Below are 22603 nucleotides of genomic sequence, written 5' to 3' on the forward strand. Positions count from 1 at the left end.
TCAGTCTCCTGGTTGTAGTTGGGTTGCGGAAAGCGATGGTACGGGCAGCGCGCGCAGCGCATCGGCGAGCGCGGCGCGGCAGCGCGCCTCGTCGCCGACCTGCTCGAACAGCAGCAGCGCCAGGCGTGCGAGGAAGAGCGATTCGCGCTCGGCGCCCGCTTCGGTGATGGCGCGCGCGCACTCGGCATAGAGCCGGTCGCGGACGTCAGGCTGGAGAGATGCGGTGTGGCTCATGCGACGACGGGCTCCAGTGAAACGGCGGCGCGGGCGAGCGCGCTTTGCAACGTGCCGGATGGCATGCGGTGCCAGCGCGCGGCCACGTGGCCGTCGGGGCGCAGCAGGTAGATCGCGCCGTCGCGTGCGCCGAGGGCTTCGAAGACGGCAGGGTTCGCATGCGCATCGGCGCCGTCGATGCCTGGAGCGGCGATGGTGCGGACAGCGAAGGGCAATGCTCCTTGCTGGGCCCGAGCCACGTCGCCTTCGGGCGGTTGTGCGGCATTGCCATTCGGCCGCAGCACCAGCAGCGTGAAGACCGGCGCGATCAGATCGGTCAGATGCCCTTGTTCGAGCTGCTGTTCCGGCATCACCTCGCCCGGCAACGGGCCTGCGCGAAGCACATCGCCCTCGCTCGACAACGGCGATTCCGCATAGCGCACCGCCTGCGTCTGCCGCGGATTGATCAGCTGCGCGATGCCCCGATGTTCTTCCGACAGCGACAGCGCCGCCTCACGCAGCAAGTCGAATCCGCGCGACGGCGGCGACATGAATTCCGTGCTGCGCATCGCGTTCTCCGCATTGACGTGGAAGGCCGCGATCCGCTCCTGCGAGTACGAATCCAGCAGCGCCGCATCCGACACGCCGCGCGCCACCAGCGCCAGCTTCCACGCCAGGTTGTCCGCATCGTCGAAGCCCGAGTTGAGCCCGCGCACGCCGAAGATCGGCATCGCATGCGCCGCGTTGCCCGCGAACACGACGCGGCCATGGCGATAGCTCTCGAGCGTCATCGCGCCCGCGCGGTAGACCGAGGTCCACACCGTCTTCCACGGCAGATGCCCTTCGCCGATCGCATCGAGATGGCGCTGCACGAACTCGGCGACAGCCGCGGGCTGCAGTGCCTCCTCGGTGCTCTGGCCAACGCGCAGTTGGTAGTCGATGCGCCAGATGTCGTCGGGCTGGCGGTGCATCAGCACGGTCGAGCCGGGGTTCCAGGGCGGATCGAACCATGCGCGGCGTTCGGTCGGGTGGTCGCTGTGCAGCTCGATGTCGATGATCACGTAGCGGCCTTCGTAGCCCGTGCCTTCGAGCGAGAGGCCGAGCGCCTTGCGCACGAAGCTCTGGCCGCCGTCGCAGGCCGCGAGCCAGTGGCCCTGCAGGCGATAGCTGCCCTCGGCGTTGCGCACGTCGAACGTCACGCCGTCGTCGGCCTGCGCGAGCCCCGTGAGCTCGGTGCCCCAACGGATGTCGATGAGCCCCGGCGTCGCCTCATTGCGGCGGAAGATTTCCTCGAGCAGGTAGTGCTCGGCGTAGTACTGCTCCAGGTTGATCATCGGCGGCAGCTTCTGCTGTGCGTCGTGCGGCATCTCGAAGCGGAACACCTCGGCCGTCTTGTAGCAGCTGCGCCCGCCGGTCCACGGCAGGCCCTTGGCCATGAACGACTCGCGCACGCCGAGCCGCTCCATGATCTCCAGGCTGCGCCGCGAGATGCAGGCCGCGCGGCTGCCGACGCACACGGTGTCGTCGGCCTCGAGGATCACGCAGCGCACGCCGTGGTTCGCGAGCCCCAATGCGAGCGCCATGCCGACCGGCCCGCCGCCCGCGATCACCACCGGATGGCGGCCGGGCTCGATGCCATCCGCCTCGAGCGGCGGCGTCCAGACCTTGTAGCGGGTGTAGTCGAAGGCGCCGACCGACGGCGGCAATTCGGTCGCGCTCAGAGTCGGCGGCACGGGGCCGCTCGCGGCATCGGAGGCGGCAACAACGGTGGGGTTCGTCATGCAACGGGATTGTCCCGATGCACGGCGGCTGCCGATGTCATAACTTCGTATGAAGTAATTACCCTCGATTCACCTGAACGCATGAGACGCTGGCGCATCCACCCCACCGACGCGGCGCTGGCCGCGGCCGTCGTCGGCGACGTGCTCTCCGGCGTGGGCACGCCGCACCTGGCCACGAGCTATCTCAAGGCGATGCAGCGCGTGATGCCGGTGACCTTCTGCACCGTGTTCGCGGTGAGCAGCACGGGCCGCATCGAGGCGGTATCGGCCGCCAGCAGCTACGGCAGCACGGCCGAGCGCACCACCGAGCGCTATGTGGAGCAACGCTTCGACCTGCTCGACCCCAACATGGCCTGGCTCGCGGCCCGCAAGCTGCCCCGGCGCGCGCAGCTCTGGCTGGGCCACCAGCGCGCCGAGGAGGTGGCCGACCCGGCCTACCGCGCCGCCTGCTATGGCGATGTCGGCATCCGCGAACGGGCCTCCGTGCTGTTGCTGCTGCCGACCGGCCAGCGCGTGGCGGTGAGCTTCTACCGCAGCCTTGCGCAGCCGGAGTTCGATGCGGGCGACTTCGCGCGGATCGAGGCGCATGCAACGCTGCTGGCCGACGCCACCGCGGCGCATGGCCGCAGTGCGATGGCGGCGCGGGAGTCCGCGGCGCCCGCCCTCGCCTCGCGGTTGCTGACGCTGAGCCTGCGCGAGCGCGAGGTCATCGGCCACTTGATGGCGGGCAAGACTGCGAAGGAAGCGGCGCGGGAGATCGGGGTGGAGCTGACGACGGTGCGCACACATCAGTACCGGGCGTTCCGGCGGTTGGGGATCAGGACGCAGAAGGAACTGCTGCGCGGCGCCGGGCCGCGCTGATCTTCAGGCTCAGTCTTCCGCGGCTTCTTCTTCCGCCGCCGGCTTCACCAACGACACCGGCGCCTCCTTCGGCCGTCCATTCGTCGACACGATCTCCTGATCGATCGCCCCGAACAGCGAACGCCCGTCCAGCCCCTTCATCTCGATGCGGATCGTGTCGCCGAACTTCATGAATTCAGTGACGGGCGCGCCGGTCTGGATGGTCTCGATGCAGCGCTTCTCGGCGATGCACGAATAGCCCTTCGGCCAATCGATCTGCCCGTCCTTCTTCTCGACGCCCTTGTTGCTCACCGTGCCGCTGCCCACGATGCTGCCGGCGCGCACGTTGCGCGTCTTGGCGATGTGGGCGATGAGCTGGCCGAAGTGGAAGGTCATCTCCGGGCCGGCATCGCACATGCCGACCTTGCGGCCGTTCCAGCTGCTTTGCAGCGTGAGGTGCACGCGGCCGTCCTGCCAGGCTTCGCCAATCTCGTCCAGCGTCACGGCCACGGGGCTGAAGGCGGTGGCGGGCTTGCTCTGGAAGAAACCGAAGCCCTTGGCCAGCTCGGCGGGAATCAGGTTGCGCAGGCTCACGTCGTTGGCCAGCATCACGAGGCGGATGCCGTCCAGCGCCTGGTCGGGCGTGGCGCCCATCTTCACGTCGCCGGTGATGACGGCGATCTCGGCCTCGAAGTCGATGCCCATGGCTTCGCTGGGCACGATCACGTCGTCGACCGGGCCGAGGAAGTCGTCGCTGCCGCCCTGGTACATCAGCGGATCGGTGTAGAAGCTCTCGGGCACTTCGGCGTTGCGCGCCTTGCGCACCAGTTCGACGTGGTTGATGTAGGCCGAGCCGTCGGCCCACTGGTAGGCACGCGGCAGCGGGGCCATGCACATCGCGGGATCGAAGGGAAACGAATGGCGCGCACGGCCGGTGTTGACGGCGTCGTACAGGTCCTGCAGCTGCGGGCTCATGAAGCCCCAGTCGTCCAGCACCTGCTGCAGCCGGCTCGCGATGCCGGTGGCGTAGTGGGCGAGCGTGAGGTCGCGCGAGACAACGACGAGCTGGCCGTCGCGCGAGCCGTCCTTCAGGGTGGCGAGTTTCATGATGCGGTGCGTGATGAGGGACACGGGCGGACACGAAGGCCGGGCGCCGCTCCCACTAAACTGGTTGAACGGGCGGCAGTTTACCGAGGTGGCCCTTCTGAACCTCCGTGCAAACGCCCACTCCACACCTGATGTCGACGCTCGTCGCTCCTTCCTCGCTGTCCACGGGCCTGCCCGGGCGTCCGTCCTGGCGGGTGCTGGTCGGGCTGACGCTGGCGGTCGCGCTGGTGCACCTGCTGGTGCTCGGGGTGGCGCCGATGGCGGTCGGACCGGAGCCCTCGCCGCTCGCGAGCAAGTTCATCACCCGGACCATCGTGATCGCGCCGCCCGCGGCGGACAAGCCCGCGGCACCGGCGCCTGCCGCCGCGCCGGTCGAGGCCAAGCCGCCATCGCCGGCCAAGCCCCGGCGCCCGCGCGCCCCGACGCCGCCCAAGCCGAAGCCGTTGCCCGAGCCGGACGCATCCACGCAACCCACCCCGGAAACGCCCGACCTGACGGCGCAGGCTGCTACCGATTCAGGAGCAACACCACCCGAAGCGCCCGCCAGCGCACCCGCCCCGGAAGCCGCGCCTGCCGCCGCCGGCACCGGAAGCGGCACCCCGGGCGGCACGGCGGCCACCGGCAGCGAAGCCTCCGGCACCATCGCCGGCACCCAGGCGCTGCGGATTCCCGGCTCCGTCACCCTCGATTTCGAAGCCACCGGCCAGACCGGCGCCTCCCCGCAGCGCGGCGTGTTCGGCGAACTGGTCTGGCTGCAGGACGGCAGCCGCTACGACGGGCGGCTCACGCTCAAGGCGGTGTTCTTCACCCTGCTGAACTGGCACAGCACCGGCAAGATCGGCCCCTCGGGCCTCGAACCCGAGCGCTATTCGGAGAGCCGCAAGGCCGAGGTGGCCTCGCATTTCGCGCGCGACCAGGGGCAGGTCATCTTCAGCAACCAGGCACCCAGCGTGCCTCTGCAGCCCGGTGCACAGGACCGCATGAGCGTCATGATGCAGCTGGGCGGCCTGCTGGCGGCCAGCCCCGACCGCTACCCGGCGGGCACCCGGATCTCGGTCCAGACCGTGGGCGTGCGCGACGGCGACGTCTGGGTCTTCGTGGTCGGCGACGAGGAAAAGCTGCAGCTTCCGGCTGGCGAATACACCGCGCGCAAGCTCACCCGCACGCCGCGCAAGGAATTCGACCGGAAACTGGAGCTCTGGCTGGCGCCGAAGTACGGCTACCTGCCCGTCCGCATCAAGCAAACCGAGGCAAACGGCGACTTCGCTGACGCCCAATTGCGCAAACCCCTACCCGAAGGGCCCGCCAATTGAGGCAAAAAGGCTCACAAGTTAACCGTCCGGCGACAACTGTTCTTGAAACTGGCGCGTTGATTGCTATCTAACCCGTTATGAACGCCATCGACATCCTCACTGGGCCCGCCATGAACATGCTTTACGACTCGGAGTCCTTCGTCGTCGTGCACGTGCAGCCGAATGACGGCGACGAGCCCGCGAAGCCCAATGTCCCGGTGCTGGAGCGCCACGGATTCGAAATCGTGGACAAGCGCTCGGGCAAAGAGGTGTACCTCGACGGTTCCTGGGCCGAGCTGTTCCAGCAGCAGATCGCCGCCTGGCAGCTCAACACCCCCACGCAGGAAGAAGTCGAGGACACCCTCGAGGGCTACGCCGAACTGGCCCACACGCCCGTGCTGGTGCACTGAGCGCCCGAACGGCCATGGAAAGAAAGCGCCCCATCGGGCGCTTTTTTCATGGGCGCGCGGTCTTGCGCAGGTAGATCCACCGGAACATCGGCCCCACCAGCAACAGCACCGCCACCAACCGGCACACCTGGAACGCCGTCACCACCGGCACCCCGAGCTGCAGCACCTTGGCCGTGATCGCCATCTCGGCGATGCCACCCGGCGAGGTGCTCAACAGCATCGTGGCCGGATGCAACCCGGTCGCCCGGGCCAGCAGCCACGCCACCCCGCCGCACAGGACCAGCATGGCGAAGGTGCCCAGCGCCACCGAGCCCAGCCAGCGCGGCGCCGTGTGCAGGAACTCGCGGCTGAAGCGCACGCCCAGGCTCACCGCGATCACGAGCTGCGCCGCATTCGACATCCAGGTGGGCACCGCCGACAGCGACTGCCCGGCGATCGTGAAGCCCATCGCCACCAGCAGCGGCCCGATGAACCACGGGTTGGTGCGGCCCAGCGCGCGCATCGCGAGGCCGCCGATGCCCGTGGCCAGCGCGAGCAGCGCCAGCCCGCCCGCGTTCACCTCGCGCACGCCGGGCGGGTTGATCTCCAGGCCCTGCAGCCCGCTCCACTGCATCGCGAACGGGATCGTGACCGTCACCACCACCAGCCGCAGGCTGTGCGCCGCGGCCACGAGGTCGGTGCGGGCGCCGGCCGACTCGGCCAGCAGCGTCATCTCCGACGCGCCGCCGATGGCGCCCGCAAAGTAAGTCGTGGCTCTCATGGCGCGCGGCGGCACATGCGGCATGCGCGCGGCATGCAGCCCATGCAGCCAGCGCCCGAAGCCCCAGCCCAGCAGCAGCGCCCAGGCGATGGCCAACGCAATCGCCCACCAGACGCCGGCCACCAGCGACACCACATGCGGCGTGAAGTAGAGGCCGAGCGCGGTGCCGATGGTCCACTGCCCCGCATTGCGCAGCGGCGTGGAGCTGGCGGTGGGCGCACCCGCGATCGAGGCGAGCGACACCGCCAGCAGCGGGCCGATCATCCAGGGCAGCGGCGTGTGCAGTGCGAGGCAGGCGCCCGCCGCGGCCAGTGCAAGCAGCAGCGTGGCCAGCACGCGAAGGTGAAAACGGAAAGGCACGAACGAGGAAAAAGGGACAGGGAAAAGCGCAAATGGATGGCACGGTGCGCATGCACCGCGGGGATAGTATGGCTCGATGTCCTTTCAACGCTGGCCCGCGCGGGCTCCACGTTTCCTGCTCCCGCTGCTGGCCGCGGCCGCCTTGGCGGCGTGCTCCCCGTCACCCCTTTTTCCGCCCGGCCCCGATGCGCCCGTCGCGAACCGCGTCTCGGCCCTGCTTCCGGTCGATGCGCTGCTGCTCGGCGAGCAGCACGATGCGCCCGAGCACCATGCGATCGAGCGCGAAACCGTCGAGGCGCTGGTCGCGCGCGGCCAGCTCGCCGCGCTGGCGCTCGAAATGGCCGAGGAAGGCCGCAGCACCGCGCAGCTCGCCCCCACCGCGAGCGAGGCCCAGGTGCAGACCGCCCTCGGCTGGAGCGACAAGGCCTGGCCCTGGGCCAATTACGGCCCGGCCGTGATGGCGGCCGTGCGCGCCGGCGTGCCGGTCGTCGGCGCCAACCTGCCTCGTGCGCGCATGAAGGACGCGATGGCCGACGTGTCGCTCGACGTGCAGCTCAACGGCGAGGCCTACACCGCGCAGCAGGACGCCGTGCGCGAAGGCCACTGCAAGCTGCTGCCCGAGTCGCAGATCATCCCGATGACGCGCATCCAGGTGGGCCGCGACCGCGCCATGGCACAGGCCATCATCAAGGCGCGCCAACCGGGCAGGACCGTGCTGCTGATCGCCGGCGCCGGCCACGCGGTGCGCGCGCTCGGCGTGCCGCAGCACCTGCCGGACGACGTGAAGATTGCCTCGGTGCGGCTGCTGGCCTCGGCGACCAACACCACCCCGCCGGGTGAATACGACAAGACTTGGCTGACGCCGCCGCTGCCCGAGAAGGATTACTGCGCCGAGCTGCGCCGGCCCGCCAAGGCACCGGCGGCCTCCTGAACGCTTGCGAACGGCCGGAAGGCCGCCGATATAGTGGCGTCGGCCAAGGGCGGGGACACCGCGCCGATTCAAACAACGGGGGGGGAATTGCATGGTCTTCACACGCGCGCGAAGCATCGTCATCCGATGGACGGCGACCGGTCTCCTGGCGCTGTCGGCGACGCACGCCGTCGCCAAGGAAAGCATCGTCGACCTTCCGACGCGACCGGGCATCACGCAGCGCATGCTGTACGTCGAGCCGGATGCGAAGCCGCGCGCCGCCGCCGTGCTGATTGCCGGTGGGCACGGATCGTTGAAGTTCTTTCCGAACGGCAGCATGGGCTGGGGCGACCAGGGCTTTCTCGTTCGCACGCGCGGCCTCTTTGCGCAGCGAGGCATCGCCGTCGTGGTGATCGATGCGCCCTCAGACAAGCGCTCGGGGCTCGGTGGATTTCGCGACAGCGCCGAGCACGCTGCCGACATCGGCGCCACCGTCAAATGGCTCCGGGAGCAGACCGGCGTGCCGGTCTGGCTGATCGGTCACAGCCGCGGCACGGAGTCGACGGTTTCCGCGGCCTTGAAGCTGGGTGCGGCGCCTGCGGGACCCGACGGATTGGTACTCGCCTCCCCGATTTCGAGCGACTCCGCCTTCACGTCAGGAAAAGCGGTGACGCACCTTCCGCTGGAAGACATCCGCGTGCCCGTGCTGGTGCTGCAGCACGAAGAAGATGCCTGCTCGGTCACCGCGCCGCGTGGCCTGCCGCTCGTGGTCGACCGGCTCTCGGGCGCATCGCGCAAGTCGGTGGTCAAGCTGGGCGGTGGCAAGCCGGTCGGGGACCTCTGCGGCCACCAGGCGACGCACGGCTTCGGGGGACTGGATCAACCCGCGGTGCAGGCCATTGCCGACTTCGTCGGTCCGTAGCCCGCGGGCCGCAGTTGCGTGCTCCTGTGCAGACAGACAAAGGATTCTCATGGGCACACGCATCGTTTTTCTTGTCGCAACGCTGTTGAGCCTGCTTGCGCCGCAGGCCTACGGACGGGCACCAGTCAAATGGCTCGGCGATTCCTCCCCGACGGCGTCGGACCGACGTGCCATCTCACGCATCGGCAACCTCCCTGTGCTCGCCAACCTGTTCGGCCGCTGCGAACACCAGACCTTGATCTGGAAGAGTACAGCGCAAGGCGGCGAGCCCATCTACTTCATCTTCTGCGATCAGCAAGCCGTCGCTTTCAACGCCCAGGGGGAGTCGATGATCGAGCAGTACATCCCTCTTGACAGGGGATGCGATCCCAAAAGCGCGGTATGCCAGTGGCAGATAGAGGCATTGCCCAGCGTTCGCGCCAACGCCTCGGACTTGCGGATACGCAGCCCCCAGGGATGCGCGGAATTGTCCTGGCGCATCGAGGGCCCGCGCATGTGGGCGGCAGCCACGGATTGCCGGGAGCCTGTGAGCGCGTTGGTGTCGCGCAAGGCCGACTGCGTGGGCAAGGCCGGCAGGTGGGAGATGCGTGGCTTGTCCAAGACAGCCCAATGCGTCACGCCAACCACCGACGGCGGCAAGGTCTGCATGGGCGACTGGGACTGCCAGAACAATTGCGAGAAGCCACCCCAGGCCTCTTCCTCCACCCCCGGCCGCTGCGCCGCGACGACGAAGTCGGTCGGCTGCTACGAGAAGCAGCCGAACGTCCACATCTGCGAATAGCGCGAACCGATCCGCTCAGGCGTGCTTCTTGATCGAATCCGCCAGCGTATTCACCAGCGTGTCGATGTGCGACTTCTCCACGATGTACGGCGGCGCCATCACCAGCACGTCGCCCGCGGGCCGCACCAGCGCGCCCTTGTGGAAGCAGTCCAAAAAGATCTCGAAGGCGCGCTTGCCCGGCGCGCCCGCGATGGGCGCGAGCTCCACCGCGGCGGCAAGGCCGAGGCTGCGGATGCTGATCACGTTGGGCAGTCCCTTGAAGGCGCTGTGGAACGCATCGCCCAGCACCTTGCCCATCTCGCCGGCGCGGGCGAACAGGTTCTCCTCCTTGAAGAGGTCGAGCGTGGCGATGGCCGCGGCGCAGGCCACCGGATGGCCCGAATAGGTGTAGCCGTGGAAGAACTCGACCACGTGCTCGGGTGCGTCGGTCTTCATCATCGCGTCGTAGAGCTTGTCGCGGCAGATCACGCCGCCCAGCGGAATCACGCCGTTGGTCACGCACTTGGCGAAGTTCAGCATGTCGGGCACCACGCCGAAATAGTCCGACGCGAAGTTGGTGCCCATGCGGCCGAAGCCGGTGATGACCTCGTCGAAGATGAGGAGGATGCCGTGCTTGTCGCAGATTTCGCGCAGGCGCTTGAGGTAGCCCTTGGGCGGCAGGTACCAGCCGGCCGAACCGGCCACCGGCTCCACGATGATCGCGGCCACGTTGCTCGGGTCATGCAGCGGCAGGATGCGCGTCTCGAGTTCGACCAGCGGGTCTTCGGCCCACACCGGCTCCTCGTTGTGGATGTAGGCGTGGTTCACCGGATCGTGGATGAAGCGCATGTGGTCCACGCGCGGCAAAAAGGCCGAGCCGAACACCTTGCGGTTGCCCGGGATGCCGCCCACCGACATGCCGCCGAAGCCCACGCCGTGGTAGCCCTTCTCGCGGCCGATGAACACGTTGCGGTGGCCTTCGCCGCGTGCGCGGTGATAGGCCAGCGCCACCTTCATCGAGGTGTCTGCGGCCTCGCTGCCCGAATTGCAGAACAGCACCTTGTTGAGATCGCCCGGGGCGAGCGCGGCGATCATCTCGGCCGCGCGGAAGGCCTTGTCGTTGCTGACCTGGAAGGCGGTGGCGTAATCGAGCGTGTCGAGCTGCGTCTTGATGGCCTCGTTGATGGGCTTGCGGTTATGGCCCGCGCCCACGCACCAGAGCGAGGAGACGCCGTCGATCACCTTCTTGCCGTCGTGCGTGGTGAATTCCATGCCGTCGGCCGCCACGAAGACGCGCGGGTCTTTCTGGAAATGGCGGTTGGGGGTGAAGGGCAACCACTGGTTGCCCATGTTGAAGTCCTGGAAGGCCATGTCTCGCTCCTGCGGTTATCTGTCGAGGGGAAAATCGCGATTCTGGCACCCCTGCCACAATTACGCCCCTGATGACGACCCCAACTCCTACCTCGCCCGCCTACATCCTGAACCTCTCGTGCCCCGACCGCACGGGCATCGTGCATGCCGTCTCGGGCTTCCTGCTCGAGCGGGGCGCCAACATCGAGGAGGCGGCCCAGTACAACGACCACGGTACGGGCCTGTTCTTCATGCGCGTGCGCTTCGCCTGCGGCGACCACGGTGAAGCGGCGCTACGCGAAGAACTCAAGACCTTCGCTGCCGGCTTCGGCATGAACCTGCAGCTGCATGCCGCCGCCGAGCCGATGAAGACGGTGATCCTGGTGAGCAAGGAAGGCCACTGCCTCAACGACCTGCTGTTCCGCTGGAAGAGCGGCCTCCTGTCCATCGACGTGCGCGCGATCATCTCGAACCACCGCGACTTCTACCAGCTGGCCGCGAGCTACAACGTGCCGTTCCATCACATCCCGGTGACGGCCGCGACCAAGCCACAGGCCGAAGCCAAGCAGCTGGAGATCATCGAAGCCGAGGGCGCCGAGCTCGTGGTGCTCGCGCGCTACATGCAGGTCCTCAGCAACGACCTGTGCAAGAGCCTCGCGGGCCGTGCGATCAACATCCATCACTCGTTCCTGCCGAGCTTCAAGGGCGCCAAGCCCTATTACCAGGCGCACGACCGCGGCGTGAAGCTGATCGGCGCCACCGCCCACTACGTGACGGCCGACCTCGACGAAGGCCCGATCATCGAGCAGGACGTGGCCCGCGCCGACCACACCGACACCGTCGAAGACCTCACGGCTCGCGGCCGCGACACCGAGAGCCAGGTGCTGGCCCGCGCGGTGAAGTGGCACAGCGAGCACCGCGTGCTGCTGAACGGGCACCGGACGGTCGTCTTCCGCTGACCCCCGGCACCCGCCGCTGCAGGCGGGTGTAGCATCCGGCGCCAAAAGAGGAGAAGGCGCAATGCGACGTTGGTTCGGTGGGTTCTTGCTGGCTGTTCTTTCAGCCTGCCTGTTCGGATGTTCGGCCACCGGGCCGCGTTTCTCGGAGGTTTCGCAAAGCCTCCCCTCGCTCGGCGAGAACGACGGCCGCATCTACTTCTATCGCGACTCGATCGTGGGTATGGCGGTCCAGCCCGAGGTCGTGGTCAACGGCCAGGTCGTCGGCAAGTCGCAACCCAACAGCTTCTTCTTCATCGACAGGCCCGCCGGCACCTACCGGGCCACCGCCCAGACCGAGGCCGAGGGCAGCATCGACATCGTGCTGCGGCCCAAGCAGACCGCGTATGTGCGGATGAGCGTCGGCATCGGCTTTCTCGTCGGCCGCCCGGCGTTCGCGCGGGTCGGCGAAACGGAAGGCCGCAGCGCATTGCCGCCGCTGGCCTACGGCGGCACGGCGCCGGTCTCGACCAAGGCGGCGAGTACGACGCCGGCTGCACCACCGCTCCCTGCAACGCCCACGGCCGCCGCTGCGACTGCGACCGCGACTCCCGTCCGGCAAGCGGCGGTCGCGCCGAATGTGCCAGCGCCTGCGGCCGTTGCCGTTCAACCGGCGGCTGCGCCCGCTCCGAACCCCGCCCCTGTCCCTGTCCCTGTCCCTGTTCCCGTAGCCTCCGAGGCCACGCCTTTCGCCAAGACGCCCGTCAACGATCTCCGACTGCTCCTGCAGCCCACCCGATGAGACATCTGCTCGCTCCCTTCGCACTGACCCTGGCGGTCTCCCTTCCCGCTTCGGCCCAGGCCCCGCTCGCGCCCGATGCGCTCTTCGCGCGCGTGTCCCCTGCCGTATGGGTGGTGCAGGCCAGCGACGCGCAAGGCAAGACCCTGGCCACCGGCAGCGCGGTGGCCACCGGACCGGGCACGGCCGTCACGAGCTGCCAGTTGCTCGCGAAGGCCAGCTCGGTGGCACTGAAGCGCGACAACGTGAGCTACGGCGCGACGCTGGAATTTCCGGATGTCGAGCGCGACCTGTGCCAGCTGCGGATCGCCAACTTCACGCCGCCCATCGTCGCCATGGCGCCGGCGACGGCACTGCAGGTCGGCATGCCCCTCTACATCGTCGGGGCGCCGAGAGGCAAGGAACTCACGCTCGGCATCGGCATGCTCGCCGGCGTGCGACGCGGTGGTGCGGGCGAACTCGAAGCACTGCAACTCGCATCGCCCGTCGAAAAGGGGCTCGGCGGCGCCGGGCTGTTCGACGCCCAGGGCCGGCTGGTGGGACTGCTGGGCACGACGCCCGCGGCCAATCTCGCGATGCCCTCGGCATGGATTGCCGAACTGCCCGCGCGCGGCCGCGTGGCCGTCGAACGCCTGGCCGCGCTGCCTCCGATGGCAACGGCCGGCAGCGCGACGACGACGGGCGCTATCGCTGCTGCAAGCCGGCCGAGCGTCATCGAATACCAGTTGCACGACCGGTTGACCAACACCTACCGCAAGGTGTTCTACAAAGCCGACCCGGCCACCGACGATCGCATCAGCTTCAACAACGGCGGCTGGATCGAGAAGCCCGGTGGCGAAGTGGTCAGCGTCACCACGGCCATCGCGGGCGACTTCGACGCGGCCATGCCGCCCGGCGGCTGGGGCAAGGCGAATCTCAAGGAAGAAGCCGCCTGGCGGACGCGCTACAGCACCGTCTTCGGCGGATCGCGCATCAACATGGAGCTCGACGCCACGGTGATGGAAGACACCGTCGTGAAAGTCGGCGGCCAGGAGATCAAGGCAGTGCGCATCGAGTACCGCGGCTACACGCAGCGCTTCGCGAATGCGGGTTCAGTCTATGGCAACCAGTACGGCAAGTACTGGGCCGAGGTCTGGTACTCGTCCGAACTCGGACGCGTCGTCCGGTTCGAAGCTCAGACGCGGGGGGGAGCCGGCGGCATCGCATTCCAGGTACGCGAGACCCTCGAACTGGTCAGTATCCGCTAGAGGGTTCCGCGAACCCGGCGTCACCGCCGGGGGCAACGTCAGTTGCGATTCGGGTTGTTGGGACGGCTGTCGCGGCGGTCAGGCACACCATCGCCGTCACGGTCCCAGCGGCCGCGGTTGTATTCCCAACGGCCATTGTTCTCACGCCATTCCGGCGCGCGGTAGGCGTAGCCCGGACGGGCGCGCACATAGACACCGCGCACCCACACGTGGCGGCCACCACGCCACTCGTAGTGACCCGGTGCCCACACATAGCCGCGGCGCGGCGGCGGCACGCGCTCCGAACGCGGCGGCGGCGGTGCGACCTGGATGACCACCGGCTGCGCTTGCGCCGTCGTGGGAATGGTCATTGCAGCGCCCATCGACAGCAGCGAAGCGGCGCCAACGGAAAGGGTGATTGCGAGTTTTTTCATGGGGGGCTCCTCATGAGTGGTTGGAGCCTTCATGCTGATGAGCCTATGTGAAGGGCCTGTAAGCCTTACGCGAAATCTTGTGTAAAGCTGTGACGCGAACTTTGGGCCGCTTTCGACGCCGCGCGAGCGCTCACTCCTGCAATTCCTTCAGTTCGATGGCCGCGGCCATCGCGGCGTGGCCCGCCTTGTTGGGATGCAGGTGGTCCCCGTTGTCGAACTGCGGATTCAAGGTCTGCGGGTCTGCGGGGTTGCGCAATGCGGCATCGAAATCGATCACGCCATCGACGTCCTGGCGGCTGCGGATCCATCGGTTGACCGTGGTGCGCATGGCCTCGTTGCCCTCGTTCCAGTACGGCGTATTCCCGAACGGCGGCACGGTGCCGAGCAGCACCTTGATGCCCTTGGCGCGCGCCTGCTTCACCAGTTGCTGCAGCCCATCGGTGATGCGCTCGGCGGTCGGAAGATCGTGCACCGTGTCCGGGTTCCCCGGCACTCCCAGGAACACGCTGCGGCCGATGTCGTTGGTGCCCAGCAGCACGATCGTGTGCGTCACGCCGCTCTGCCCCAATGCATCGCGCGCGAAACGCGAGAGCCCGTGGGGACCGATGCCATCGACCAGCAGGCGGTTGCCGCCGATGCCGGCATTGAGCACCGACACCTCGTGTGCCGCCTGCGGGCTGTCGCGCAGGCGCGTGGCCAGCATGTCGGGGTATGCGCCATCGCCGGACTCGCCGCCGCCCGCGGTGATCGAGTCGCCGAACGCGACCACGGTGCGCACGGACTTCGTGGTGAGTACGTCGAGGCCCGTCACGATGTGGTTCAGCGGCAGCGTCGCCGCGCCCTGCAATTTCGAAGCCGTCACGGCATTGCCCGTCGCGACCCAGCTCGTGTCGACGGAGAGCAGGTGCACCGTGCCGTAGGGCGTCGCACGGTCGAAGAAAGCGCTGACCGCCATCGTTTGCCCCGCTTCGATCTTCAGATCGACGCCATCGCTCCAGGCCTCCGCGCCGGGCGCGATGGTGAGGCTCGTGCGGCCGCCGAAGCGCAGCACCCGCAACGTCGATGGAGAAATCGCATCACCGCCCGTGCTGCGCGCCACGCTCGCTGCCGCGATGCGCAACGGCGCCTTGCCGAAGCGGTTGGAAAAGCGAATGCGAATGCGCTCGCCGCCGAGCGTGGGCGCCAGTTGCTGGCGCAGCGTCTGCCCACGGAATTGATCGCCGCCAGGTACGGGCTTGTGCGCCACGGCCGGGTTCGCGGCCAGCTCGCGAAAGTCCAGCGGTGCCACGGCCCAGCTGCCGACCCAATGCGCGTCGGCGGGTTGCTTCGGACGGTGGTCGGGCTGCACGGCCTGCACGCCGACCGCCAACACGGCGAGGCACAGCGCGGCGATCCAATGTGCCAGTGCCACTTCGCGAAGGCGGGACAGGCCGCGGGAAACGAGGTTCATGCGTGCAAAGCGGCTCAGTTTACGGAGCCGCCTTGCCCTCTGGCGCGACGGGGTCTAGCGCGTGGTTACCAAGTGTCTACATAGGGAGAAACAGGTACTACACCACGCGTGGCGGACGCCAACCCACGCACCAGCCAGGTGCGGGTTTCGGCCGGATCAATGACCGCATCGATCTCCAGCGTCTGCGCCATGTGGATCGCCTCGCCGTTCGCATACTGCTGCGCCACGAGCTTCTTGAAGAGCTCATCGCGCTCCACGCCTTCAGGCACCGCCGCGAGTTCCTTGCGAAAGCCCAGGCGCACCGCGCCTTCGAGCCCCATCGCGCCGAACTCGCCCGTGGGCCAGGCCACGGTGAACACCGGCGCATCGAAGCCACCGGCCGTCATCGCCTGTGCGCCGAGGCCATAGCCCTTGCGCAGCACGACCGCGAAGAAAGGCACGCGCAGGTGCGAAGCCACCATGAACATGCGGCACACATGCCGCACCTGTGCCTGCGCCTCGATCTCGGGGCCGACCATGAAGCCGGGCGTGTCGCACAACGACACGATGGGCAGCCCGTGCGCATTGCACAGCTGCATGAAGCGCGCGGACTTGTCGGCGGCTTCCACGTCGATCGCGCCGCCGAGGTGATGTGGGTTGTTGGCCATGAGACCCACCGGCTTGCCCTCGATGCGCGCGAGCGCGGTGACGATGCCCGCGCCGAAGCCCACGCGCAACTCGAGCAGCGAGCCCGTGTCGGCCACGCCGCGCATTGCAGCGCGCACGTCGTATACGCGCAGTCGGTTCTCGGGCACGACGTGGCGCAGCGTGCGCGGGTCGGCGCACTGCCAGCCGGCTGTCGGCCCCTGGAAGTACGAGAGGTATTGCTTCGCCGCGGCAACGGCGGCGGCTTCGTCCTCCACGAGGATGTCGATCACGCCGTTGCGCGACTGCACGCTGCTCGGACCGATCTGCTCCGGTGCGAAGGTGCCGAGCCCGCCGCCCTCGATCATCGCGGGCCCGCTCATGCCGATGTTGCTGCCGCGCGTGGCGATGATCACGTCCGCGCAGCCCAGCAGCGCGGCGTTGCCCGCGAAGCAGCGGCCATGCACGATGCCCACCACCGGCACCTTGCCCGAGAGCGCGGCGAACTGGCTGAAGGTGTGGTTGTTCAGGCCCGCAACGATCGGCATGTCGGTGTCACCCGGCCGTCCGCCTCCGCCTTCGGCGAACAGCACCACCGGCAGCTGCAGTTGATGCGCCACCGCCAGCAGCCGGTCGGTCTTGTGGTGGTTGCGCATGCCCTGCGTGCCGGCGAGCACCGTGTAGTCGTAGGCCAGCACGGCGCAGCGCGACTTCTCGGGGCCGAACTGCTTCGCATTGATGCTGCCGAGGCCCGTCACCATGCCGTCGGCCGGCGTGTTGGCGATCAGGTCTTCGAGCGTGCGGCGGCGCGTTTGCGCAGCAATGGCGAGTGCGCCGTATTCGATGAAGTTGCCGGGGTCCGATGCGGTGTCGCACAGGTCTGCGATGTTCTCGCGTGCGGTGCGGCCGCCCTGCGCGTGGCGCTTGTCGACCGCTGGTTTGCGATTGACGTCGAGCGTGGGTGCGTGGCGGTCGATCACTTTCTGCAGGTCGGGGCGAATCGCGTCGAGGTCGTGCTCGGCGCGCGCTTCAGCTTCGACAGCCTGCGCATCGACGGCTTCCAGACGCACCAGCGACTGGCCTTCGACGAGGTAGTCACCGGGCTCTGCAAGCAGCGCGACCACGCGGCCCGTAAAGGGCGCATGCAGCAGGTGCTCCATCTTCATGGCTTCGAGCACGCCGAGCTGCGCGCCGGCGGGGAGCACATCGCCGACAGCCACTTCGAACTGCACAAGCTTCGCGGGCATCGGGGCCTTGACGGTGAGTTCGTCTGCTTCATCGACAACGGAGGTCGCCGCTTGCGCGACGGCAGGAACCATTGCCTTCGCATGCGTTTGAAGCGACGCCGCTGCCGCCAGCAGATCACCCAGATGCGCCTCGACGAAGCGCGTATGCACCGCCTGCGTCGCGAACTCGGGCCGCGCGGCAATGGCGCGCAGCAGCGCGAGATTCGTCGCGATACCGTCGATGCGGCATTCGTCCAGCGCGCGCAGCGAACGTCGCAGCGCGTCGGCAAATTTCGGCGACGGCGAATGCACGATCAGCTTGGCGAGCAGTGCGTCGTAGTGCGGCGAAGGCGCAAGGCCCGCATAGCCGTGCGTATCGACACGTACACCCGGCCCGCTCGGCAGGTCGAAGCGCGCGAGCGCTCCACTCGACGGCCACGCATTGCCCTGTGCATCGAGCGTCTCGGCGTTGATGCGCCACTGCACCGCGAAGCCGCGCTGCGGCGCCGTGCGATCGGCCTCGATGCCCAGTGCGTCCAACGACTCGCCAGCCGCAACTGAAATCTGCAACTGCACCAGGTCGAGGCCCGTGACAGCTTCGGTCACCGTGTGCTCGACCTGCAGGCGCGGATTCGCCTCGATGAAGACGAAGGGCAGCGTGTCCGATGCTGCATCGACAAGAAATTCGAAAGTGCCGAGCCCGCGATAGCCGACCGTCTTCGCCATGCGCAGCGCAGCCTGCGTGACCTGCACGCGCAACGCCTCGGGCAGCGACGGACTGGGCGCGATCTCCACCAGCTTCTGGAAGCGCCGCTGCAAGGTGCATTCACGCTCGCCGAGGCTCGCCACGGCTTGCCCGTCGCCCAGCACCTGCACCTCGATGTGTCGGGCGTTCCGCATCAGCCGCTCGACATACACGCCCTCGATGCCGAAGGCCGCCTTGGCCTCGGACATGCAGCGCGCATGCGCCTCGGGCAGCTCCTCGGCATTCAGCACCGCACGCATGCCGCGCCCGCCGCCGCCGCCGATGGCCTTGACCATCACACCCGCGCCTTGTGCATGCTGCTCGGCGAAGAAGGCCTGCGCCTCTGCGAGCGTCACGGCGCCTGCGCTGCCGGGCATCACGGGCACGTCGCATTGCGTGGCGAGTTCGCGTGCACGCGCCTTGTCGCCGAACAGGCCCAGCTGTTCGGGCGTCGGCCCGATGAAGACCAGCTCCGCATCCGCGCAGGCCTGCGCGAAATCCGCACGCTCGCTCAGGAAGCCGTAGCCGGGATGCACCGCATCGCAGCCTTGCGCCTTCGCGACCGCGATCAGCGCGATCACGTCGAGATACGCAGACGGCCCGGTCGCATCGAGCGCCACCGCCACATCGGCCAGCTGCACATGAAGCGCCGACGCATCGTCGCGTGCATGCACCGCCACGCTGGCGATACCGAGGTCGCGCAATGCGCGCACCAGCCGCACGGCGATCTCGCCGCGGTTGGCAATCAAAACTTTGGAGAACACGCGATGTCTTTCAGTTCTTGTCTTTGAGCAACCGGCGCAGCACCTTGCCGGCGCCCGTCGTGGGCAACGCGTCGATGAAGCTCACCGCACGCGGCGCCTTGTAGCTCGCCATGTTGTCGCGCGACCAGGCGATGAGCGCGTCGGCATCGAGTTCCGCATTCGGCTTGCGCACGATGAACGCCTTCACGACCTCGCCCTTCTCGGCATCGGGCTGTGCGATCACCGCGGCCTGCGCCACGGCGGGATGCTTGATGAGGATGGTCTCGACCTCTTCCGGGAACACGCTGTAGCCCGAGACCTTGATCATTTCCTTGAAGCGGCCGATGAAGGTGAGATACCCGTCGGCATCGAGCTTGCCCATGTCGCCGGTATGCACCCAGCCATGGCGCAATGTGGCCGCGGTGGCCTCGGCCTTGTTCCAGTAGCCCTTGAAGGAGCCCGGGCTGGTGAGCACGATCTCGCCCACCTCGCCGGTGGGCATGTCGGCGCCCGTGTCGGCGTCGACGATGCGGATCGTCACCCCCGGCACCGCGATGCCCTGCGTGCCCCAACGGGGCGCATGGTGCGGCGTGTAGGTGTCGCAGGTATGGGTCTCGCTCAGCCCGTAGGCCGCCTCGAACGAGGTGCAGTTGCCGGCATGCGAGCGCCACTGCGCAGCGAGCGGCTCGGTGAAGGTGATGCCGAAACTGGTCACCGGGTTCATCTTCAGGCTCGACAGGTCGAAGCCCGCGACGTCGGGTACCTGCATGCACGCCACGTTCATCGGTGCGATGCTGTACCACCAGCTCACCTTGTAGGTGGCGATGGCCTGCAGCACCGTGCGCGAATCGAAGCGGTGCATCAGCACCGAGGTGGCGCCGCTGAGCACCGGCACGTTCACGCCCATCAGCATGCCGGCGATGTGATACAGCGGCGCGATGGAGAGCAGCACGTCACGCGGTCCCACGCCGTTGCAGTCGGCTGCGGCGCGCGTCTTGAAGAGCGCATTGCCGTAGCTCAGCATCGCGCCCTTGGGGAGGCCCGTGGTGCCCGAGGTGTAGGTCATGAGCGCAACGTCGTCCATGTCGATGGCCACGGACTCCGGCTTCGCATCGGACTTCATCACCGCAAGAAAGTCTTCGCAATCGGGCGGCACGCTGCGCTGCGCCTTCTGCTCGGCGGCGAGTTCCGGCGGCAGGTCGAGCGCGGCCGGCGCGGGCAGCAGGTCGGCGTAGTGCACCACGAACACATGCGCGAGCGCACTCTCGGGCTGCACCTTGCGCACCACCGGCAGGAGCGATGCGGCCGCGACGATCACGCGCGCCTTCAGGTCGTTGACCTGGTAGGCCAGTTCGTGCTCCTTGTTGAGCGGGCCGCTCGGGCAGACGATGGCGCCGATCTTCTGGATGCCGAAGTGCGCGACCAGGTACTGCGGGCAGTTGTTGAGAAAGAGCACCACCGGCTCGCCCTTCTTCACACCAAGGGCCTGCAGCCGCGCCGCGAATGCATCGCTCGCGCGGTCGAGTTCGGCCCAGCTCATCGCGTGGCCGTACCAGATGCAGGCGGCGCGGTCGCCGCGCTCGCGCGCGTGGGTGCGCAGGTATTCGTGCAAAGGCTGTTGCGGGCGGTCGGGCAGTGTCTCCATGGCGTCTCTTTCTCAGGGTTATCGATAGCCGCCTGCAAGGGGCGGGCGCTTGCCAATGGGTGCATGGTGCACGAACAATCCTACCCATGGGTATAACTTCCGCGACACGGCACAAACCCTCTGGGTCCGACAAGCAGCCGACGGCTGCTACGGCGCAACCGCACCTGCCGCAAGGCACGGGCCGCCAGCGCGCGGCCACGCAGAGCACCGATGCGCAGCGCGAGCGCATCCTGCAGGCGGCCGCGCAGCTCTTCGCCGCGCAGGGCTACGCCAACACCACGATGGCGCAGATCGTCCGCGCGCTCGGCGTGACCAAGCCCTTCGTGTACTACTACTTCCGCGACAAGCAGGAGATCTTCGAGACGTTGTCGTGGCGCCCCGCGGTCGACTGCTTCACCGCACTCGACTTCGCAGCCGACGACCCGCGCCGCGCGAGCGAGAAGGTGCTCGAGGGCATCGAGCGGCTGATCCGCGCGACCATCGCGCACCACCCGGTCGCCTTCTTTCCGTACCGCGAGCCGCAGGTGTACCGGCCCGAGTACATCGCGGCGCAGAAGAAGCTCGCGCACCACTTCTACGACCTCTTGTGCCCGCTGCTCGAAGAGGCGCGACGCGATGGCGACCTCGACTTCGGCGAGACCAAGATCACCGCGCTCGCGGCCTGCAGCCTGCCGGGCTTCCTGTACAGCTGGTACCGCCCCGGCGGACGGCTCTCGCCCGACGAGGTGGTGGCCGAACTCACGAAGCTCGCGAGCCGCGTGATCGGGCTGCGCGCCAAAGACTGATTACCCAACCTCCGGAGACACCATGAAGCTCAAGAAGGCGCCCTCGGCGCGGATCGCCCTTGCCTGCCTGCTTTGCATCGCGGGCGCCGCGCACGCGCAGCAGCCGACCTACAAGATCGCCTACATCGATCCGCTCTCGGGCCCGTTCGCCAATGTCGGCGAGCTGATGCTGATGCACACGCAGTACGCCATCGAGGACATCAACGCCAAGGGCGGCGTGCTCGGCGGCACCAGGCTGCAGTTGCTGCAGTTCGACAGCAAGCTCTCGGCGCAGGAGAGCCAGAGCGCGCTGCAGGCCGCCATCGACCAGGGCGCGAAGGCCATCGTGACGGGCGGCTCGGGCTCGTCGGTGGTCACGGCGCTGGTGCAGTCGGTGGCGCGCTGGAACCAGCGCAACCCGGGCAAGGAGCTCATCGTGCTGAACCACTCCTCCATCGACCCCGAGATGACCGGCAAGGGCTGCAGCTTCTGGCACTTCCAGACCGAAGCCAACACCGCGATGAAGATGAAGGCGCTGGCCAACTACATCAAGAAGACGCCCGATGTGAAGAAGGTCTACCTGCTCAACCAGGACTACGCGCACGGCAAGCAGTGGGCGAGCTACGGCCGGCAGATGGTCGGCCTCGCGCGGCCCGACGTGCAGTTCGTGGGCGAGGCGCTGCATCCCATCGGCCGCGTGAAGGACTTCGCGCCCTACATCGCCAACGTCCGCCAGAGCGGTGCCGACTCGGTCATCACCGGCAACTGGGGGCAGGACATGACGCTGCTGCTCAAGGCCGCGGGCGATGCCGGCTACAACCTGCGCTACTTCAACCACAGCGCGGGCTCGGTGCCGGGCACGGTCACGGCAGTGTCGCAGGCGAAGACAGGGCAGTTGACCTGGGTGGCCGAGTGGCATCCGGGCGAAGCCGACACGCCGAAGGCCGATGCGCTCGCCAAGGCCTACAAGGCCAAGACGGGCAAGGACTTTCTCGCGCCGCGCATCGACATGACGCCGCGCCTCCTGGCCGCCGCCATCAACAAGGCCGGCAGCGCCGACACGGTGAAGGTGGCTCGCGCGCTCGAAGACCTGAGCTTCGATTCGGTGGTCGGCCCGGTGCGCATGCGCGCCGAAGACCACCAGCTGCTGCTGCCACAGGTGGTGAACACCATCGCGCCGGTGGACGGCAAGACGGTCAAGCTGGGCTGGGAAGGTACGAACTATGGTTTTCGCACCGATGCGGTCTACACCGGCAACGAGCTGGCGCAGGGCACGGAGTGCAAGATGGTCCGGCCCTGAGCAATCC

General features: G+C 68.0%; 20 protein-coding genes. 11 read left to right on the plus strand and 9 right to left on the minus strand.

The genetic code is table 11. The features are described from left to right. Complete coding sequence (locus GNX71_RS30255) at positions 1-234, minus strand: hypothetical protein (protein ID WP_206175835.1); 234 nt, start codon at positions 232-234, stop codon at positions 1-3. Beyond that, positions 231-1994, minus strand: a complete 1764-nt coding sequence (locus tag GNX71_RS30260; protein ID WP_206175836.1) for an FAD-dependent monooxygenase — start codon at positions 1992-1994, stop codon at positions 231-233. Before GNX71_RS30260 ends, GNX71_RS30255 begins: the two co-directional genes overlap by 4 nt. Positions 1995-2075: 81 nt before the next feature. Between GNX71_RS30260 and GNX71_RS30265 the strand changes: the two genes are divergently transcribed. Beyond that, positions 2076-2855: a helix-turn-helix transcriptional regulator gene (locus GNX71_RS30265; protein WP_206175837.1), complete on the plus strand. Its 780-nt coding sequence runs from the start codon at positions 2076-2078 to the stop codon at positions 2853-2855. 9 nt (positions 2856-2864) lie between these two features. Here the strand turns inward: GNX71_RS30265 and GNX71_RS30270 are convergent, their stop codons facing one another. After that, entirely contained in the window at positions 2865-3941 is a 1077-nt protein-coding gene (locus tag GNX71_RS30270) for a fumarylacetoacetate hydrolase family protein (RefSeq protein ID WP_206175838.1), read from the minus strand. A gap of 131 nt (positions 3942-4072) precedes the next feature. Between GNX71_RS30270 and GNX71_RS30275 the strand changes: the two genes are divergently transcribed. Together GNX71_RS30275 and GNX71_RS30280 are read left to right on the plus strand one after the other, a co-directional pair. Then, complete coding sequence (locus GNX71_RS30275; RefSeq protein WP_206175839.1) at positions 4073-5254, plus strand: DUF3108 domain-containing protein; 1182 nt, start codon at positions 4073-4075, stop codon at positions 5252-5254. A gap of 110 nt (positions 5255-5364) precedes the next feature. Next, positions 5365-5643: a DUF3567 domain-containing protein gene (locus GNX71_RS30280; protein ID WP_042577641.1), complete on the plus strand. Its 279-nt coding sequence runs from the start codon at positions 5365-5367 to the stop codon at positions 5641-5643. A gap of 46 nt (positions 5644-5689) precedes the next feature. Here the strand turns inward: GNX71_RS30280 and GNX71_RS30285 are convergent, their stop codons facing one another. Further along, complete coding sequence (locus GNX71_RS30285) at positions 5690-6763, minus strand: AbrB family transcriptional regulator (protein ID WP_206175840.1); 1074 nt, start codon at positions 6761-6763, stop codon at positions 5690-5692. A gap of 76 nt (positions 6764-6839) precedes the next feature. On the opposite strand from GNX71_RS30285, the gene GNX71_RS30290 reads away from it, so the two are divergent. The 3 genes from GNX71_RS30290 (at position 6840) to GNX71_RS30300 (ending at position 9376) form a co-directional block, all read left to right on the plus strand. Then, positions 6840-7694 carry a ChaN family lipoprotein gene (locus GNX71_RS30290; protein WP_206175841.1) on the plus strand — a complete coding sequence of 285 codons (855 nt, stop codon included), beginning with the start codon at positions 6840-6842 and terminating at the stop codon, positions 7692-7694. Between the two features lie 91 nt (positions 7695-7785). Beyond that, positions 7786-8595, plus strand: a complete 810-nt coding sequence (locus GNX71_RS30295; protein ID WP_206175842.1) for an alpha/beta hydrolase — start codon at positions 7786-7788, stop codon at positions 8593-8595. 49 nt (positions 8596-8644) lie between these two features. Then, complete coding sequence (locus tag GNX71_RS30300) at positions 8645-9376, plus strand: hypothetical protein (protein WP_206175843.1); 732 nt, start codon at positions 8645-8647, stop codon at positions 9374-9376. A 15-nt stretch (positions 9377-9391) separates the two neighbouring features. Here GNX71_RS30300 and GNX71_RS30305 read toward each other — a convergent pair whose 3' ends face one another. Next, positions 9392-10726 (minus strand): aminotransferase class III-fold pyridoxal phosphate-dependent enzyme, encoded by a 1335-nt coding sequence (locus GNX71_RS30305; protein WP_206175844.1) that lies wholly within the window; start codon positions 10724-10726, stop codon positions 9392-9394. Positions 10727-10797: 71 nt separating this feature from the next. On the opposite strand from GNX71_RS30305, the gene purU reads away from it, so the two are divergent. The 3 genes from purU (at position 10798) to GNX71_RS30320 (ending at position 13686) form a co-directional block, all read left to right on the plus strand. After that, positions 10798-11664, plus strand: a complete 867-nt coding sequence (purU, locus tag GNX71_RS30310) for a formyltetrahydrofolate deformylase (protein WP_206175845.1) — start codon at positions 10798-10800, stop codon at positions 11662-11664. Positions 11665-11725: 61 nt separating this feature from the next. Continuing rightward, on the plus strand, positions 11726-12442 hold the full coding sequence (locus GNX71_RS30315) for a DUF2846 domain-containing protein (RefSeq protein WP_206175846.1): 717 nt from the start codon (positions 11726-11728) through the stop codon (positions 12440-12442). Continuing rightward, positions 12439-13686, plus strand: coding sequence for a serine protease (locus GNX71_RS30320; protein ID WP_206175847.1), 1248 nt, complete (start codon positions 12439-12441; stop codon positions 13684-13686). Before GNX71_RS30315 ends, GNX71_RS30320 begins: the two co-directional genes overlap by 4 nt. Before the next feature lie 38 nt (positions 13687-13724). Here GNX71_RS30320 and GNX71_RS30325 read toward each other — a convergent pair whose 3' ends face one another. The 4 genes from GNX71_RS30325 to GNX71_RS30340 form a co-directional block, all read right to left on the minus strand. Beyond that, a complete protein-coding gene (locus tag GNX71_RS30325) occupies positions 13725-14099 on the minus strand; it encodes a YXWGXW repeat-containing protein (protein ID WP_206175848.1) in 375 nt (124 codons plus the stop codon). Between the two features lie 130 nt (positions 14100-14229). Beyond that, positions 14230-15549, minus strand: coding sequence for an SGNH/GDSL hydrolase family protein (locus GNX71_RS30330; RefSeq protein ID WP_206175849.1), 1320 nt, complete (start codon positions 15547-15549; stop codon positions 14230-14232). Between the two features lie 65 nt (positions 15550-15614). Next, positions 15615-18908 (minus strand): carboxyl transferase domain-containing protein, encoded by a 3294-nt coding sequence (locus GNX71_RS30335; protein WP_206175850.1) that lies wholly within the window; start codon positions 18906-18908, stop codon positions 15615-15617. Positions 18909-18918: 10 nt separating this feature from the next. Continuing rightward, positions 18919-20532, minus strand: coding sequence for an AMP-binding protein (locus GNX71_RS30340; RefSeq protein WP_206175851.1), 1614 nt, complete (start codon positions 20530-20532; stop codon positions 18919-18921). Positions 20533-20618: 86 nt separating this feature from the next. On the opposite strand from GNX71_RS30340, the gene GNX71_RS30345 reads away from it, so the two are divergent. Both GNX71_RS30345 and GNX71_RS30350 read left to right on the plus strand, forming a co-directional pair. Then, positions 20619-21317, plus strand: coding sequence for a TetR/AcrR family transcriptional regulator (locus GNX71_RS30345; protein ID WP_206175852.1), 699 nt, complete (start codon positions 20619-20621; stop codon positions 21315-21317). Positions 21318-21339: 22 nt separating this feature from the next. Further along, entirely contained in the window at positions 21340-22596 is a 1257-nt protein-coding gene (locus GNX71_RS30350) for a branched-chain amino acid ABC transporter substrate-binding protein (protein WP_206175853.1), read from the plus strand. The last annotated feature ends 7 nt before the right edge of the window (positions 22597-22603 follow it).

It is taken from the genome of Variovorax sp. RKNM96 (assembly GCF_017161115.1).
Taxonomy (GTDB): domain Bacteria; phylum Pseudomonadota; class Gammaproteobacteria; order Burkholderiales; family Burkholderiaceae_C; genus Variovorax.